This window comes from Plantibacter sp. CFBP 8775 (genome assembly GCF_014839505.1).
GTDB classification, from domain to species: Bacteria; Actinomycetota; Actinomycetes; order Actinomycetales; family Microbacteriaceae; genus Plantibacter; species Plantibacter auratus.
Genome location: NZ_JACYNV010000002.1, coordinates 1,115,402 through 1,129,542 on the forward strand (window position 1 = coordinate 1,115,402; position 14,141 = coordinate 1,129,542).

A 14,141-nucleotide genomic window follows, 5' to 3' on the forward strand; every position below is an offset into this window, starting at 1 on the left:
GGTCGAGGCCGTCGGTGCTGGAGCAGGAGTTGTGGACCGGCGCACGGCGGTTCCAGCGCCCTTGTCCGATCCGCACGGGCCCCCGTAGAGTCGGGCGTATGACCCAGAACGTGCAGGAAGCATCGACCGTCGGGAACATGTCGCCGGGTGGGCCGTCGTCGGCACTCCAGCAGGCGCATCGATGGAACGCCTCGAGCCGCTACGGCGCCTCGCTCGTCGCGATCATCCTCGGAGCGTACCTCGTCATGCGCGCACCCCTGAACGTCATGTGGCTGCAGCCGGCCAGCGATACGGAGGTGATCGGGAACTTCGTCCTCGAGTTCGTCGTCGCCGGCGCCGTCCTCCTCGGAGGTGTGTCACTCGCCCCGGTGTCGGTTGGTCGTCGGCTGATCGCGGCCGCGGTCGTCGTGGCCTGTCTCGCGTTCCACGTCGTGGGATCCGCGACGGCGAGCATCTCGACGCCGCAGTTCCTGCTGTTCGCGTCGTTCGCCGTGACCCTCGGTGGACTCGCAGGCGCGGCCGCATGGCTGATCGTCCGCGGACGATCCTGGCCGACGCTGATCCTGCTCCTCGCGTTCGCGGTCCTTCCAACACTGGCCGAACGGCTGAGCTACACCGGTTGGTCGGGTGTCGTCCGTGAGGAACTCCTCCTGATCGTCTCGGGACTCATCGGCATCGGCGTCGCCTGGGCCGGCGCCGCCATCGACCGCACCCGATCCGTGTAACCGCCGAGCGACGGCGTCACGCACTGTCCTCGCGACACCGGGTTCGGTACGCTCGGAGTCGTGCCTGAATCGACTCCCACGCCCCGCCTGTCCACGAAGATCTCAGCGATCGCCGAGTCCGCCACGCTGAAGGTGGACGCGAAGGCGAAGGCGCTGCAGGCGCAAGGCCGATCGGTGATCTCCTACGCGGCGGGCGAGCCGGACTTCCCGACACCCGAGCACATCGTCGAAGCGGCGCTCGTCGCCGCCCGCGACCCGAAGGCGCACCGGTACACCCCCGCGGCCGGCCTGCCCGACCTCCGCGCCGCCATCGCGGAGAAGACGCGCCGCGACTCCGGCCTCGAGGTCGACCCGAGCCGCGTCATCGTCACCAACGGCGGTAAGCAGTCGGTGTACGAGGCGTTCCAGGTCCTCTTGAACCCGGGCGACGAGGTCATCGTCCCGACTCCGTTCTGGACCACCTACCCCGAGGCCATCGCCCTCGCCGACGGTGTCGCGGTCGACGTCTTCGCCGACGCCTCGCAGAACTACCAGGTCACGGTCGAACAGCTCGAGGCGGCGCGCACCCCGCGCACCAAGGTCCTGCTGTTCGTCTCCCCCTCGAACCCGACCGGGTCCGTCTACTCCCCGGAGCAGACGAAGGCGATCGGCGAGTGGGCGCTCGAGCACGGCATCTGGGTCATCACCGACGAGATCTACCAGAACCTCACCTACGACGGCGTCCGCGCGACGTCGATCGTCGAAGCGGTGCCCGAGCTCGCCGAGCAGACGCTCCTCGTCAACGGCGTCGCCAAGACGTACGCGATGACGGGCTGGCGCGTCGGGTGGACCGTCGGCCCGGCGGACGCGATCAAGGCGCTCGGCAACCTCCAGTCGCACCTCTCCGGCAACGTGAACAACATCGCGCAGCGCGCGGCGATCGCGGCCCTCACCGGTCCGCAGGACGCCGCTGAGGCGATGCGTGATGCGTTCGACCGCCGCCGCAAGCTCATCGTCGGTGAGCTCAACAAGATCGACGGCTTCGAGACGCCGACCCCGCAGGGCGCCTTCTACGTCTACCCCGACGTCACGGCACTGCTCGGCCGGACGTTCGGCGGTGTCACGCCGACGACATCCCTCGAACTCGCCGACCTCATGCTCGACCAGGCCGAGGTCGCGGCCGTGCCCGGCGAGGCGTTCGGGCCGTCCGGCTACCTGCGCTTCAGCTACGCACTCGGCGACGACCAGCTGCTCGAGGGCGTCCAGCGTCTCCAGCGCCTGTTCGCGTCCTGACCTGTGGTCCGCTCGCTCGTCTCCGGGCGAGCGGACCTCGGCAGCGTCAGATCGTGGCGCCGACCACCACGGGCTCGGGCTGCAGGAGGACGCCGAACTCGGCGTGGACGCGCGCCTGCACGAATCGCGCGAGCTCGGCGACCTCGGTGGCGGTCGCCCCGCCCCGGTTCGTCAAGGCGAGCGTGTGCTTCGTGGAGACCGCGGCGTGCGATCCGGGGAGCGCGAACCCGCGACGGACACCGGCACGCTCGATCAGCCAGGCGGCCGAGAGCTTCGCGAGGCGCTCCACGGGAGCCGGTCGGGGCGGGTTGACGACCTCGCCGAGCGGGAAGACGTACTCGGTGTCGTCGTCGGCCGCCGGGTCCACCGGCCACCACGGGGCGTCTCCCGGCAGCGACCGGGCGACGTGCTCGGACACGATCGGGTTCGTGAAGAACGACCCGGCGCTGGCGGTGTCGGGGTCGTCGGGGTCGAGCACCATGCCCTTCGACGCCCGGAGCGCGAGCACCGTCGTGCGCACCTGGGCCAGGCGGACCTGCTCGCCGACCTCCACGCCGAGCGCGAAGGCGAGCTGCTGATAGGCGATCGGTGCGGCCAGGCCGTCGGCGCCGACATCGTCGAGGTCGATGATGATCGCCACGACCACGCCGGAGCGCTCAGGCTCTCCGCCACCGTGGCGCTTCAAGACCGAGGTCCGGTAGCCGAGCCCGAGCTCCGCGGCGGGAACGCGCTCGACGGTCTGCGACTCCTCGTCGAGCAGGTCGACGGCGACGAGCGACGACACGATCTCCTGCCCGTAGGCGCCGATGTTCTGCACGGGCGCAGCCCCGCAGGATCCCGGGATGCCGGAGAGTGCCTCGATGCCCGCCCAGCCGTGCTCGACGGTGAAGGCGACGAGCGCATCCCAGTCCTCGCCGGCCTGCACCCTCAGGCGGACACGGCCGGACGGGGCGTCGAGGCGTTCGATGCCGCGGTTCGCCGCCCGGATGACGGTCGCGTCGAGGGGCTCGTCGCCGATCAGCAGGTTCGACCCGCCGCCAAGCAGCAGCCACGGCTGGTCGGTGTTCCAGACGTCGAGCACGGCATCGATCAGCTCAGCCTCGCTCGTGCACTCCACGAAGGCGGCGGCGGGCCCGCCCACCCCGAGGGTGGTGAGCTCGCTCAGACGGATGGCGTCGTTCATGATCCTCCGGGTCAGGCGAAGCTGATGACCAGCTGCGCCTTGCCGAGCACCGTCTGCTCGGCGTAGGTGACGGTGAGGTCGACGCGCGCGGTGTTGGCTTCCTCGTCGACCTTGCCGACCTTGGCGACGATCTGGAGGTCGGCACCGGTCTCGGGGTCGACGACGACCGGTCGGGTGAACCGCACCTGGTATTCGAGCACCCGACCGGGGTCGCCGATCCAGTCGACCACCGGCTGGGCCGCGATCCCCATTGTCAGCATGCCGTGGGCGAGCACGCCCGGCAGCCCGACGGATGCGGCGACGTCGTCGCGGTAGTGGATGGGGTTGAAGTCTCCGGAGGCGCCGGCGTACCGCACGAGGGCGTCGCGCGTCAGGTGGACGGTCCGCTCCGCGACGACGTCTCCGACAGCCGGCATGGTCGGGGTCTGCTGCACGTCGCTCATCCTTCGTCTCCTCGCACCACGAGCGTCGAGGTCGCGGTGACCACCGGCTCGCCGGTGGCGTCGGTCATGACCGAGTCGCACGTCACCATCGAGTGGCCGCCCAGGGACTTCACCGCGGTGACGGTCAGCTGCGCGGTGAGCTCGTCGCCGGCGACGATCGGACGGTGGTGCACGAAGCGCTGGTCGCCGTGGACCACCCGGGTGAAGTCGATACCCGCGTCGGGTGCGGCGAGCAGTTGCTGGAGCGTGTGCTCCTGGACGACGACGGCGAAGGTGGGCGGCGCCACGACGTCGGCGTATCCTGCGGCGCGGGCCGCCTCCGGGTCGAGGTTGATCGGGTTCGTCGCGAAGACGGCCCGCGAGAACTCGCGGATCTTCTCGCGTCCGACCAGGTACGGGGCGACGGGCGGGAAGACCCGACCGGCGAGCTCTGGGTTCACTGACACGCCCTCCAGCCTACCCGCTGCCTCGGCTCGACGACCGGGCACGGATGGACCGGCGAGGGTCGGTCAGGAGCGCTTGAGCGCCTGGAACACCATGCGGATGGCGATGACCACGAGGAACGCCGCGAAGAGCAGGTTGCCGACGAACGGCGGGACGACCGACGCGACGATGGCGCCGAGGGCCGTGGTCGTGCAGGCGGCGACACCGATGATCGCTGCGGCCGTCAGGTCGACGTTGCCTCGCCGGACGTTGCCGATGGTGCCGGAGATCGCGGTCGGCACCATCATGAGCAGCGAGGTGCCCTTCGCGATGAGGTCGCTCGCGCCGAACAAGAGAATGAGCATCGGCACGACGACGACCCCGCCGCCGATGCCGAGCAGCCCCGACAGGACGCCGGTCAGGAAGCCGAGCACGATGAGGCCGATGATCGAGCCGACGTGCAGATCGATCTCGGCGGTGCGGGACGGGACGATGAGGAACAGCGAGACCACCACGACGAGCAGGAAGCCGATGAAGCCCCACTGGAGCGCCTTCTTGGGGAGCTTGGAGAGGAGGTAGCTGCCGAGTTGTGCGCCGCCGATCGCGCCGACCGCCAGGAGGATCGCCGCCACCCAGTCGACGGTGCCGTTCACCGCGTAGGACACGACGCCGACGAGCGAGGTCGGGACGATCGCCGCGAGCGACGTTCCGGCGGCGAGCCGCTGGCCGAAGCCGAGCAGGAAGACGACGGCGGGGACGATGAGGATGCCGCCGCCGACCCCGAACAGCCCGGAGAGGAATCCGGCGGTCAGTCCGATGCCGATGAGCCAGGCGATGCCCGACGGGGAGCGGACCGGACGGCCGGTCGGGTCGCTCCCGCTCACTGCGCGCTGGAGCCGGACAGCGCCGTCTCGAGCGAGGGCGTCGTGCGAGCGGTACCGGCGTCCAGGAGCGACCAACCGGAGTCCGTCGCCTCGATGACCGACACGGAGCAGTTCTCCAGCGGCGGGACCGTCGTACCGGAGAGGTGGCTGAGCGTGAGTCGGATGAGCGTGCCGTGGCTCACGACGAGGACGTTCTGCCCGGGGAAGTCGCGTGCGATGGCGTCGATGCCGCGGAGTCCGCGTTCGATGACCGACTCCTCGGTCTCGAGGTTCGGGTACTGGTGGTCTGGCCAGTTCTCGAGGACCATCTGCGCCGTCGCGCCCTCGGCGTCGCCGTAGTGGCGCTCGACGACGTCGGGGTAGGTGGGGCCGAGCTCGAGACCCAGCGCGTCCGCGATGATCTGCGCGGTCTCGCGTGCGCGCCCCAGCGGGGAGCTGACGACGACGTCCCAGGTGCCGGTGAGCCGAGGGGCGACCGTGGCCGCCTGCTCCCGCCCGGTGTCGTTCAGGGGAATGTCCGTCGTGCCCTGCAGCCGTCGTTCGAAGTTCCAGGCGGTCTGTCCGTGACGGATGAGGGCGATGGTCATGTCTCCAGCCTAACCGGCGTCGGACCGAGCGCCTCCGGTCTCAGGACGACAGGGGGCGCACGACTCGACGTCGGCGTCCTTGGCCCATCGGATCCGGATGGGGCCGCGGACCGTCTCGCGGTCGACCGCCTCGTCGCCCTGCGTGATCCGCACCCGTCCTTCTTCGACCAAGCGCCAGGCGACCCGGCGGGTGTCGTCCATCAGCGCTCGCCAGTCGTCGCCACCGACCGCTCGAGCGACGTCGGACGGACAGATGGACGAGGTCGCGGCCCGCTTCCCCAGCAGGTCGAGCATCGTCGACTCCAGGAGGTCGTCGTCTACGGCTGCCGCAGGCGTCGGGTCCGGTGCGGCTTCGTCGGTCATGGTCCCAGTATGCGCGCGCCGCTACGCGAGGTCGGCGTGCCGGGACAGATCCGTATGCTGCGCGACGAACGCCCGGGCCAGACGCTTCGTGACGCCGAGTTCCGCGACGAGATGCTCGAGGTCCGGTGCCCAGCGCGCGATGGCCCGGAACTCGTCGAGGTCGATGAGGTTCGACGCGGCGAAGCGGTCGGCCTGCACCTCGTGCTTCGGTCGGTCGTCCTCGTGGCCGAGCACGCAGTGCGCGATGCCGTGGGCGAGGGCGTTCCGCCGATGGACGGACCGGAGCGACTCCTGGATGACGATCGTGTGCGCGGACGGCAGCCAGCGCTCATGGGACACCCGCAGGGGCCGGAAGATCACGGCGAGACCGAGCTCCTCCGCGTGCGCATACGGGTCGTAGGCCCGTCCACGCTCACGGGGCTTCCGGCTCGGGTTGCTCCAGTTCTCCATCGGTGATTGCCGCCCCACGTTCCCCCTCCAACTGCTCCGTCGTCCACGACGCAGCTTCCCTCTGCCGGCGTCTGCGATCCAGCTCGTCATTCGTAGCAGTGGTGTCCGACACGGGAGCCACTCGTTCGTCGTCGCTCGCCTGCAGTTCGGCCTCGATCCGACTCATCCCCCCGACGGCTTGGAGGGCGTCGGCCAGGAGTCGCACCGGATCGGCACCGGTCGCGGCGCAGAGCGTGACGAAGGTCGGGCCGCTGATCTCGCTGCGACCGGCGAGGACACGTTGCAGTGTCGTCGGACTCATCCCGGTCGCCTCAGCCAGGGCGCGCTGATTCATGCGTCGCCGCTTGTAGGCGGCGACGAGTTCGTCCGCCAACGCCTGATTGACCATCGCCTCTGCTGCGTTCACGTTCCGATCGTAGCCAGAACCCCTGTCGTGAACGGCAGAAAACCTGCCTCATGCGCCCTATAGTGTCACCTCCGACCTGAATGATGCCAGATGGGACAACTTCGGGAAACCATTCGGGTCGTCCATCACCACCACCCACGACGCCTGAGGAGGCACCATGACCGAACACCGGACCTCACCGGAACCACCACCCACACCACCGACACCGCCGCCCGTCCCGTTTCCGGCACAGCGGATCATCCGCACCGTGATCCAGACGACCGCGGCCGTGATCCTGAGCTCGGTGGCCTGCATCACCACCGCGAGCATCATCGCGCCACAGCTCCTGGAGGCGATCCGGGAACTCCTCCCAGACGACGTCTACGCCTGGGCGGCGGCAGCCGTGGCCACGACGGCGGCGATCGCCGCAGCACTGGCCCGGATCATGGCGATCCCGGGCGTGAACGGGTTCCTGACGAGACTGAGCGCAGGATCCACTCCCCGCCACGGACGATTCGATTTAGGCACTGAATCTGCCACTGAAGAAAGAAATTCATGATGAATCGGCAAGATGAACTGGACAAGACGACGAGATCGTCGTAGAGTCTCTTTCGAACACACGTTCGAATGCCGGAGGACACTTCCTCCATCAACAGAAAGGAGGGCTCATGGTTTTGAAGTACCAGCAACCGTTCGCACAGACGGATCAGGCGACAGACGGCTGGGGCTCCTGGGCGGATGGGCGCACACAGGCTCATCGAGGCGTCGACTACCAACCTGGGGCAGGCGCGTCGATTCCCGCAGTGGCAACCGGGACGGTGTCGCACAACGGCTGGAACTCCGCGCTCGGAAACGTCCTCGTGATCGCCCATCCAGATGGCATGTACTCGGGATACTCACACATGCGTGACCGATCGCCGCACGCGCTTGGGACGGGGATCACGCGGGGCCAGCACGTCGGCTACGTCGGGAACACCGGCACGGCGTCACGCGCTGCGCATCTGCACCTCACCATCACCCACACCGCGGACGGGACCTGGAACAACGGCGACATCAACGTCACCGTCGACCCGTACGCATTCATCAACGCTCGCCTCAACGGCGACGACCCCATCACCGCACCACCCAAACCGAAGGAGGACGACATGATTCGTCTCGCAAGGATCCCCATCAACGGCGCCAACGAGAGCGCAGGTGTGCACTGGATCGTCATCGACCACGGCGCCCGCGCCTACTGGAACGTCAAGAGCATGCCGGCGGTGGATCTGCTGCGCGCACAGGGCATCATCGAGATCCCCGACCTGCAGGCGCCGAGCATCGTGGGAACGTACCGCAACATCACGAACCTCACCTGAGCCTGCTCAGTGAACGGCGCCTTCGAGCCGACCGTAACGCCTCGAGGGCGCCCGTCGACCTGATGCACATCAGAACACGCTCGAATGCCGGAGGACATCTCCTCCACGAACAGAAAGGAGGGCTCATGGTCCTGAAGTATCAATACCCATTCGATCTCAGCCACTACGACAGCAGCGACGGGTACAACGCCCCACGAGCCGGCGGCTCAAACCATCGGGGTGCCGACTTCAACGGCTTCCCGGAGGGCACGCCGATTCCCGCGGTCGCTGCCGGAACCGTCGTCGAGAACTACCGGAGCGGAGGGCTCGGATGGCTTGTCGTCCTGGCGCACCCTGACGGCGCGTTCTCGGGGTACTGCCACATGTACCAGCAGTCCCCGCTCGCCATCGGCACCGCCGTCACGCGAGGGCAGATCCTCGGAGGAATCGGTAACACCGGCGAGTACTCCGAAGGCGCCCACCTCCACCTCACCATCGGGCTCAACCAGTCCGGCGCGACGGGCGGAGGCTCCCACTGGATCGATCACACCGATCCGATCCAGTTCATCAACGATCGCCTCAACGGCGACGACCCAGGCAACACCGGCGGACCGACCGCCCCGACTCAGGAAGAAATCGACGAAATGGCAGCTACGAAGAACGCATCGATCGTCCGCGACTACCAGAAGGAGAACGCGGGCACCCTCGCGATCGCCCTCGTGTACCCGGACGGCAAGGCCGTGAAGCTCGCGGGCAACATGGACGTGGACGGGGCGATCACCGCTCACGTGCAGGTCTACGGCATCTCGCCCACCAACCCGAACAACACGGCGCTGCGCGACAAGTACGCGTCCCAGCTCACCACTGCTCAGTGGAACGCGTTCTGGGCCGTCTACCCGGGCACCAAGATCGGCTTCTGAGCCGAGGAGCCCCACCCGATGCCCCCGAGCAGACCGTGCCTGCTCGGGGGCATCCCCATCGGCACCACGAAAGGAGCCTCATGGTTCTCAAGTATCAGCACCCGTTCGCTCAGATCGACCTCGCCGACGGCTGGGGATCGATGGCCGGCGGGCGGACCCAACCGCACCGCGGGCTGGACTACCAGCCCGGCGCCGGAGCCGCGATCCCGGCGGTCGCTGCCGGCGTCGTCTCCGCCAACCGGTGGAACGCGGCCCTGGGCAACGTCCTGGTCATCGCCCACCCCGACGGCATGTACTCGGGCTACTCGCACCTGGCGGCCGCATCACCGCACCAGGTCGGCGCGGCGATCGTCCGCGGTGAACCCGTCGGCGTCGTCGGGAACACCGGATCCGCTTCCAGCGGAGCCCACCTGCACCTCACCATCACCTTCACCGCGGACGGCACCTGGAACAACGCCGACATCGGCGTCACCACCGATCCGTATCCGTTCATCAACGCTCGCCTGAACGGCGAGGACCCCGTCCAACCACTCAAGGAGTCAGACATGCCCAAGATCATCAGCGTGCCAGGCGGCACCATCGCACTCGTCACCGAGACGTTCGGCACGATGTACACGTCCACCAGCGGCGGGCAGGGGTTCTCCATCGCCGCCAACACGAAGGCGTACGGCCAGGTCACCGGCCTGACCCAGGACCAGGTCACGACGCTCGTCGCCGAGGCGAACGCACGAGGCCAGCGCATCGCCGACCTCGTCGCGGCCGCGCGGTAACCCACGCCGGCATGAGGAAGCCCCCGAGCAGACCGTAACTGCTCGGGGGCTTCCTCCATTCTGCACCGTGCACGTCTCCTGCACAGCGCCCAGGCTCCATGCTCAGGCGAACTGCGCGTAGAACGCGTCAGGGTCGTGGGCGAGCGACGCCTTGACCATCGCGCTCCAGTCGTCGACGACGACCTCGGAAGCGCCGGCCGCGACGCCGTCGAGGCTCGCCCGTGCGACGTCCGCAGGGTCGACCATGGGGCCGTCGTAGCCGGCCATGATGTCGGTGTCGGCGGCCCCGAGGTGGAGCCCCTGCACCGTGACACCCTTCGGGGCGAGTTCCAGACGCACCGCGTTCGTCATGTTCCACTCCGCAGCCTTGGCCGCGGCGTATCCGCCGGAGCCGGGGTGGGCGAACCAGCTCAGGGCGGAGAGCACGTTGACGATCGTCCCTCCACCGTTCGCCTCGATCACTGGCGCGAACGCGCGCACCATGGCGAGGTTGCCCCAGTAGTGCGTGTCCATCTCCCGCCGAGCGTCCGCGAGGTCGTCGGTCAGCATCGAGCCCTGCGTCGCGATCCCGGCGTTGTTGACGAGCAACGTGACGTCGGTCGCGATCTCGGCCGCCGCAGCGACGGACGCCTGATCGGTGATGTCGAGCTGCAGCACCTCCACGCCCGGGATGTCGACGAGTTCCGGGCGCCGCGCGGTGGCGTACACCTTCGACGCGCCGCGCTCGAGCAGTTGCACGACGAACCGGCGGCCGATGCCCCTGTTCGAGCCGGTGACGAGTGCGACGGATCCTGCGATGTCCATGATTCCCTTCCGCGTGCGGGGCGATCCCGCAGCAGCCTGGTTAGGCTAAGACCTCACATCAATGTCAGGTGCAAGCCAGGAACGGAAGCTCGATGCGCATCGGAGATCTCGCGGCTCGGACCGGGGTGAGCGTCCGCTCGCTCCGGTACTACGAGGAGCAGGGGCTGCTCACCGCCACCCGCACGACGACTGGCCAACGGACCTATGAACGAGCGGCGGTGGAACGCGTCGAGCTCGTGCAGCAGCTCTTCGCCGCCGGGCTGCCGAGCCGCACGATCGTCCAACTGCTCCCCTGTGTCGATGCCGGAGTCGCGACGCCGGAGTCGCTCGCGCTGCTCCGGACCGAACGCGACCGCATCACCGCGCAGATGGCCGACCTCGAAGCAGCACGCGCCCGTTTGGAAACGGTCATCGACATCACGCTCCACCCGACGCCGGAGCACTGCCCCGCGCTGCGCGAGGAGCTTCCGGCCGAGCTGGACGCCGCCTGACGCCATCCGGCACGGCTCCGACATGGTCGGCTCATCGCCGCTACCATGACCACGTCGGAGGTCGGGGGCGCAATCGGTCGCTCGCCTTCGCGGCAGCCGAGTCGGGCACGCCTGAGCCCGACTCCCGATCCGGGGGTCAGTGATGAGTGAACCAGCGAAGCAGGCACCGGCGAGCACCACCGAGTCGGTCGCCGCCCAGGCGGCGCGCACCCGGCTCGAGGAGCGCGTGGCGGGCATCGAGTCGATCCTGATCTCGGTCCCGATGCTGCTGCTCGAGATCGCGCTCATCCTCTCCCTGTTCGTCCCCTACGCGAGCCAGACGAAGACGGACGAGGACCCCGAGTCCTTCAACCTGTTCTTCTTCCTCGCGGGATTCGCGGATCGTGACGACGACGGCGACCCGGAGGCCGCCTCGATCCTGTTCGCGAGTGCGTTCCTGGTGCTCATCGTGGTGATCATCGGCACGATCTGCACCGCGCCGATGCTCGCGGGCAAGCGGGTCTCGTCGCGAGCGGGAGCGACTGCGGTCACCTTCATCATCGTGCTCATCCTCGGCAACATCGGCGCCTGGATGGTGATGCTGATGGGGGTCTATGCCGACTCGCCCTGGACCATCGGACCTGCCCTGCCACTCCTCAATCTCGGCACCCTGCTCGCGGCGATGATCGCCTTCATGCCCGGTTACCGTCGCATCTGGGAGCGATGAGGCAGTCCCAGTCCCCCGCCGATGCGATCAGCTAGTGCGACTGCAGGACCGCCCAGGCGATGAGGCTGTCCAGACGACGGACGTCCGCGCCCTTCGCGAGCTTCACCTTGATGTGCCCGGCCCGGGTCCAGAGCTCGATCTCGGAATTCCAGTCGAGCGTTCCGGCGTTCTCCGACGACCACATGTTGATCGAGCTGTACGGCAAGGAGTAGATCTCGACCTTCTTGCCGGAGATGCCCTGCGCATCGCGCACGATCAGGCGCTTGGTCGTGAACACCGCGGAGTCGCGGAACGTCTTGAACGCTGCAACGGCTTGCTCACCCTGAACGAGCAGCTGTGTCACATCGGCGGGGATCGGGATCTCGTTCTGCAGGGTCCAGGCCATGATCGGTGCGCTTTCCATGGCCTGAGTGTGGCAGAGGATGGCGGTGGTGCGGTCGCATCGGGATGGGGACCTCTCCCCATCCGTCGATCACGTCGCAGGCCCGCGCCGTTGGCATACTTGCTGCATGCCCGGAACCGACGACACCCGATGAGTGTGCTCGAGGACTATCAGTGGGCCGTCGAGGCAGAGCTGCAGAACACCCCGTTCATCGTCACCCGCCTCCCCGACGGGTTCCAGGTCGGATACGACCTCGCGGACGCCCGCTGGTGGAACGTCCTCCAGCTGAACGAGGTGTCCGACAGCATCACCTACACCGTGCGGGTCGATGAGCGACGTCGGCGGTTCAGCATCACCGACACGGTCAAGCGGATGAGCTGGTCGGCTGGTGTCTCCGGCTTCGTGCCGCGCCTCTCCTGGTCGTTCTCCTGGCAGTCCGGCCGAGTCCGGTACGGCAGGGTCATCATGCTCGGGACCTCCCCCGGCGGGTTCGAGATCGCGTTCAGTCCCGAGAACGAACGCGCGCGCATCAAGGAGATCGGCGAGGAACTCGGTCTGCGTCCTCGCATGAGCCCCCACGTCAGCATCGGGCTCTGGGCGGCGGCCGGTGGCGTCGCGATCGGCCTGATCGTGCCCGCCATCATCATGCTGAGTCTCTCCCTCACTGGGAACCACTGATGCAGGAGCTTCGAATCGGAACGGTGGCGCACTGATGGCAGCAAGCAAGCGCGCGATGGGCGACACACGGGGCTTCCTGCACAGCAGGGTGTTCCAGACGCTGGCGATCGTCTTGATGCTGTTGGCCGGTCCGGTGGCTGTGGTCGTCGGTTCCTTCATGATGGCTGCCGACAGTGACCTGTTGCAGAACGGGGAGCGGACGAGTGGGACGGTCACCGAGGTGGACGACGGAAGGAAGGCGTCGGACCACCGGTTCAGGACCGACTATCTGGCACCCGACGGTACGGAGCAGCGCGTCTGGGCGGACTGGCCCCTCGACGGCAAACCCGCCGTCGGCGACGTCGTCACGGTGATCTACCGCGCGGACGACCCCGGCACGGCGGTGCTCGAGGGCTATGACGGGCCGGGGACCTCGGTCGTCGGTATCGGTATCGTGCTGACCGGCGTGAGTCTCCTGATCGGCACCGCGATGCTCGTCGGCGTCCTGCTCCGTGCGGGACGGGGACCCGAGCCCGGCGAGACTCCGAAGGGCTGACGCCACGCTGTTCGCGCATCCCACAGGAGAGCTGCCGATTCAGGCCGCATACAGACCTTCTGCGACAGCGTCGGCCGAGGCAGCGAAATACGGGTTCCGAACAGCGGAAGCCATCACGAGGTCGACCGGGCGGCCGAACAAGGACTCAAGGTCCTCTCGAAGACCGAAGTACGCGTCGAACGGATCTGCCGACCCCGGCACGAATTCGACGAGCAGGTCGACGTCGCTCCGGCCGTCGTCGAACCGATCGGACAGGGCGGAGCCGAAGATACGCAATCTGGCGACCCCGCGCGCGCGACAGATTGTTCCGAGCGCGCTCGCGTCGACCGAGATCCGTGACGTCATGGAGGGAAGTGTACCGATTCGGCACCAGCCGCGGCAGGCGGAAGGGCCCGAGCTCGTGCTCGTCACGATCTCGGTGGCGCCGTGCACTCGACCGCGCGGCGGCCGAGCCATTGGTGGCGCCGCTCGTCGAGCACATCATCGACGAATTCGGGCTCAGGCGGGAACCCGGCAAGTGCGTCGAAGAGCTGCGGATGCCCTTGGATGAGGACAAAGGCACGGCGCTGCAGAGGATCATCCGGGCTGATGGCTTGGGTGTCGTCGCATACGCCGGTGACGACCGTGGGGACCTGCCTGCGTTCAGAGTGGCGCTGGCCAGCGGCGGGTAGGCACTCGTCGTCGAGGGCCCCGACGCTGCGGAGGAGGTCGCTCGGATGCCCGGAGTCCACTTCTCAGGTCCCGGCGAGTTCCAGCAGTGGCTCCAGCAACTCGACGACGCTCTAAGCTGACCGGATCGCGACTCG

At 68.2% G+C, this 14,141-nt stretch carries 22 protein-coding genes; 11 read left to right on the forward strand and 11 right to left on the reverse strand.

What is annotated here, in order from left to right; translation table 11 throughout:
• The first annotated feature begins 98 nt into the window (after window positions 1-98).
• Window positions 99-725 carry a hypothetical protein gene (locus IFR14_RS17535; RefSeq protein ID WP_191941773.1) on the forward strand — a complete coding sequence of 209 codons (627 nt, stop codon included), beginning with the start codon at window positions 99-101 and terminating at the stop codon, window positions 723-725.
• A 60-nt stretch (window positions 726-785) separates the two neighbouring features.
• Window positions 786-1,997, forward strand: a complete 1,212-nt coding sequence (locus IFR14_RS17540; protein WP_191941774.1) for an aminotransferase class I/II-fold pyridoxal phosphate-dependent enzyme — start codon at window positions 786-788, stop codon at window positions 1,995-1,997.
• A 46-nt stretch (window positions 1,998-2,043) separates the two neighbouring features.
• Here IFR14_RS17540 and IFR14_RS17545 read toward each other — a convergent pair whose 3' ends face one another.
• The 8 genes from IFR14_RS17545 to IFR14_RS17580 all read right to left on the reverse strand — a co-directional run bounded on the left by IFR14_RS17545 (window position 2,044) and on the right by IFR14_RS17580 (window position 6,736).
• The gene (locus IFR14_RS17545) at window positions 2,044-3,180 is read right to left on the reverse strand and encodes a UDP-N-acetylmuramate dehydrogenase (protein ID WP_191941775.1); all 1,137 of its coding nucleotides are present in this window, start codon (window positions 3,178-3,180) and stop codon (window positions 2,044-2,046) included.
• Window positions 3,181-3,191: 11 nt separating this feature from the next.
• On the reverse strand, window positions 3,192-3,623 hold the full coding sequence (locus IFR14_RS17550; RefSeq protein WP_229940084.1) for a MaoC family dehydratase: 432 nt from the start codon (window positions 3,621-3,623) through the stop codon (window positions 3,192-3,194).
• A complete protein-coding gene (locus tag IFR14_RS17555) occupies window positions 3,620-4,069 on the reverse strand; it encodes a MaoC family dehydratase N-terminal domain-containing protein (RefSeq protein WP_191941776.1) in 450 nt (149 codons plus the stop codon). Before IFR14_RS17555 ends, IFR14_RS17550 begins: the two co-directional genes overlap by 4 nt.
• 63 nt (window positions 4,070-4,132) lie before the next feature.
• A complete protein-coding gene (locus IFR14_RS17560) occupies window positions 4,133-4,930 on the reverse strand; it encodes a sulfite exporter TauE/SafE family protein (RefSeq protein ID WP_191941777.1) in 798 nt (265 codons plus the stop codon).
• Window positions 4,927-5,517, reverse strand: a complete 591-nt coding sequence (locus IFR14_RS17565) for a histidine phosphatase family protein (RefSeq protein ID WP_079003262.1) — start codon at window positions 5,515-5,517, stop codon at window positions 4,927-4,929. The genes IFR14_RS17560 and IFR14_RS17565 overlap by 4 nt, the downstream gene beginning before the upstream one ends.
• Before the next feature lie 9 nt (window positions 5,518-5,526).
• Window positions 5,527-5,880 (reverse strand): DUF3253 domain-containing protein, encoded by a 354-nt coding sequence (locus tag IFR14_RS17570; RefSeq protein ID WP_191941778.1) that lies wholly within the window; start codon window positions 5,878-5,880, stop codon window positions 5,527-5,529.
• A gap of 21 nt (window positions 5,881-5,901) precedes the next feature.
• Window positions 5,902-6,348 (reverse strand): ImmA/IrrE family metallo-endopeptidase, encoded by a 447-nt coding sequence (locus tag IFR14_RS17575; RefSeq protein WP_191941779.1) that lies wholly within the window; start codon window positions 6,346-6,348, stop codon window positions 5,902-5,904.
• The gene (locus IFR14_RS17580; protein WP_085512825.1) at window positions 6,293-6,736 is read right to left on the reverse strand and encodes a helix-turn-helix domain-containing protein; all 444 of its coding nucleotides are present in this window, start codon (window positions 6,734-6,736) and stop codon (window positions 6,293-6,295) included. The genes IFR14_RS17575 and IFR14_RS17580 overlap by 56 nt, the downstream gene beginning before the upstream one ends.
• Before the next feature lie 157 nt (window positions 6,737-6,893).
• Here IFR14_RS17580 and IFR14_RS17585 point away from each other — a divergent pair, with 157 nt between their 5' ends.
• The 4 genes from IFR14_RS17585 to IFR14_RS17600 all read left to right on the forward strand — a co-directional run bounded on the left by IFR14_RS17585 (window position 6,894) and on the right by IFR14_RS17600 (window position 9,739).
• On the forward strand, window positions 6,894-7,274 hold the full coding sequence (locus IFR14_RS17585) for a hypothetical protein (RefSeq protein ID WP_191941780.1): 381 nt from the start codon (window positions 6,894-6,896) through the stop codon (window positions 7,272-7,274).
• A gap of 109 nt (window positions 7,275-7,383) precedes the next feature.
• Window positions 7,384-8,070, forward strand: a complete 687-nt coding sequence (locus IFR14_RS17590; protein ID WP_191941781.1) for a M23 family metallopeptidase — start codon at window positions 7,384-7,386, stop codon at window positions 8,068-8,070.
• Window positions 8,071-8,195: 125 nt separating this feature from the next.
• A complete protein-coding gene (locus tag IFR14_RS17595) occupies window positions 8,196-8,969 on the forward strand; it encodes a M23 family metallopeptidase (protein ID WP_191941782.1) in 774 nt (257 codons plus the stop codon).
• A gap of 80 nt (window positions 8,970-9,049) precedes the next feature.
• Entirely contained in the window at window positions 9,050-9,739 is a 690-nt protein-coding gene (locus tag IFR14_RS17600; RefSeq protein WP_191941783.1) for a M23 family metallopeptidase, read from the forward strand.
• Window positions 9,740-9,841: 102 nt separating this feature from the next.
• Here the strand turns inward: IFR14_RS17600 and IFR14_RS17605 are convergent, their stop codons facing one another.
• Window positions 9,842-10,543 (reverse strand): SDR family oxidoreductase, encoded by a 702-nt coding sequence (locus IFR14_RS17605; RefSeq protein ID WP_191941784.1) that lies wholly within the window; start codon window positions 10,541-10,543, stop codon window positions 9,842-9,844.
• 92 nt (window positions 10,544-10,635) lie between these two features.
• Between IFR14_RS17605 and IFR14_RS17610 the strand changes: the two genes are divergently transcribed.
• Both IFR14_RS17610 and IFR14_RS17615 read left to right on the forward strand, forming a co-directional pair.
• Window positions 10,636-11,034 carry a MerR family transcriptional regulator gene (locus IFR14_RS17610; RefSeq protein ID WP_191941785.1) on the forward strand — a complete coding sequence of 133 codons (399 nt, stop codon included), beginning with the start codon at window positions 10,636-10,638 and terminating at the stop codon, window positions 11,032-11,034.
• A gap of 142 nt (window positions 11,035-11,176) precedes the next feature.
• Window positions 11,177-11,740: a hypothetical protein gene (locus IFR14_RS17615; RefSeq protein ID WP_191941786.1), complete on the forward strand. Its 564-nt coding sequence runs from the start codon at window positions 11,177-11,179 to the stop codon at window positions 11,738-11,740.
• Between the two features lie 31 nt (window positions 11,741-11,771).
• Here IFR14_RS17615 and IFR14_RS17620 read toward each other — a convergent pair whose 3' ends face one another.
• Window positions 11,772-12,143, reverse strand: a complete 372-nt coding sequence (locus IFR14_RS17620; protein ID WP_191941787.1) for a PH domain-containing protein — start codon at window positions 12,141-12,143, stop codon at window positions 11,772-11,774.
• Window positions 12,144-12,272: 129 nt separating this feature from the next.
• Here IFR14_RS17620 and IFR14_RS17625 point away from each other — a divergent pair, with 129 nt between their 5' ends.
• Both IFR14_RS17625 and IFR14_RS17630 read left to right on the forward strand, forming a co-directional pair.
• Complete coding sequence (locus IFR14_RS17625) at window positions 12,273-12,800, forward strand: hypothetical protein (protein WP_191941788.1); 528 nt, start codon at window positions 12,273-12,275, stop codon at window positions 12,798-12,800.
• Between the two features lie 34 nt (window positions 12,801-12,834).
• On the forward strand, window positions 12,835-13,335 hold the full coding sequence (locus IFR14_RS17630) for a DUF3592 domain-containing protein (RefSeq protein ID WP_191941789.1): 501 nt from the start codon (window positions 12,835-12,837) through the stop codon (window positions 13,333-13,335).
• A 39-nt stretch (window positions 13,336-13,374) separates the two neighbouring features.
• Here IFR14_RS17630 and IFR14_RS17635 read toward each other — a convergent pair whose 3' ends face one another.
• A complete protein-coding gene (locus tag IFR14_RS17635; RefSeq protein ID WP_191941790.1) occupies window positions 13,375-13,680 on the reverse strand; it encodes a nucleotidyltransferase family protein in 306 nt (101 codons plus the stop codon).
• Window positions 13,681-13,793: 113 nt separating this feature from the next.
• Between IFR14_RS17635 and IFR14_RS20635 the strand changes: the two genes are divergently transcribed.
• Window positions 13,794-14,006 carry a trehalose-phosphatase gene (locus IFR14_RS20635; protein ID WP_198425067.1) on the forward strand — a complete coding sequence of 71 codons (213 nt, stop codon included), beginning with the start codon at window positions 13,794-13,796 and terminating at the stop codon, window positions 14,004-14,006.
• Window positions 14,007-14,141: the final 135 nt, after the last annotated feature.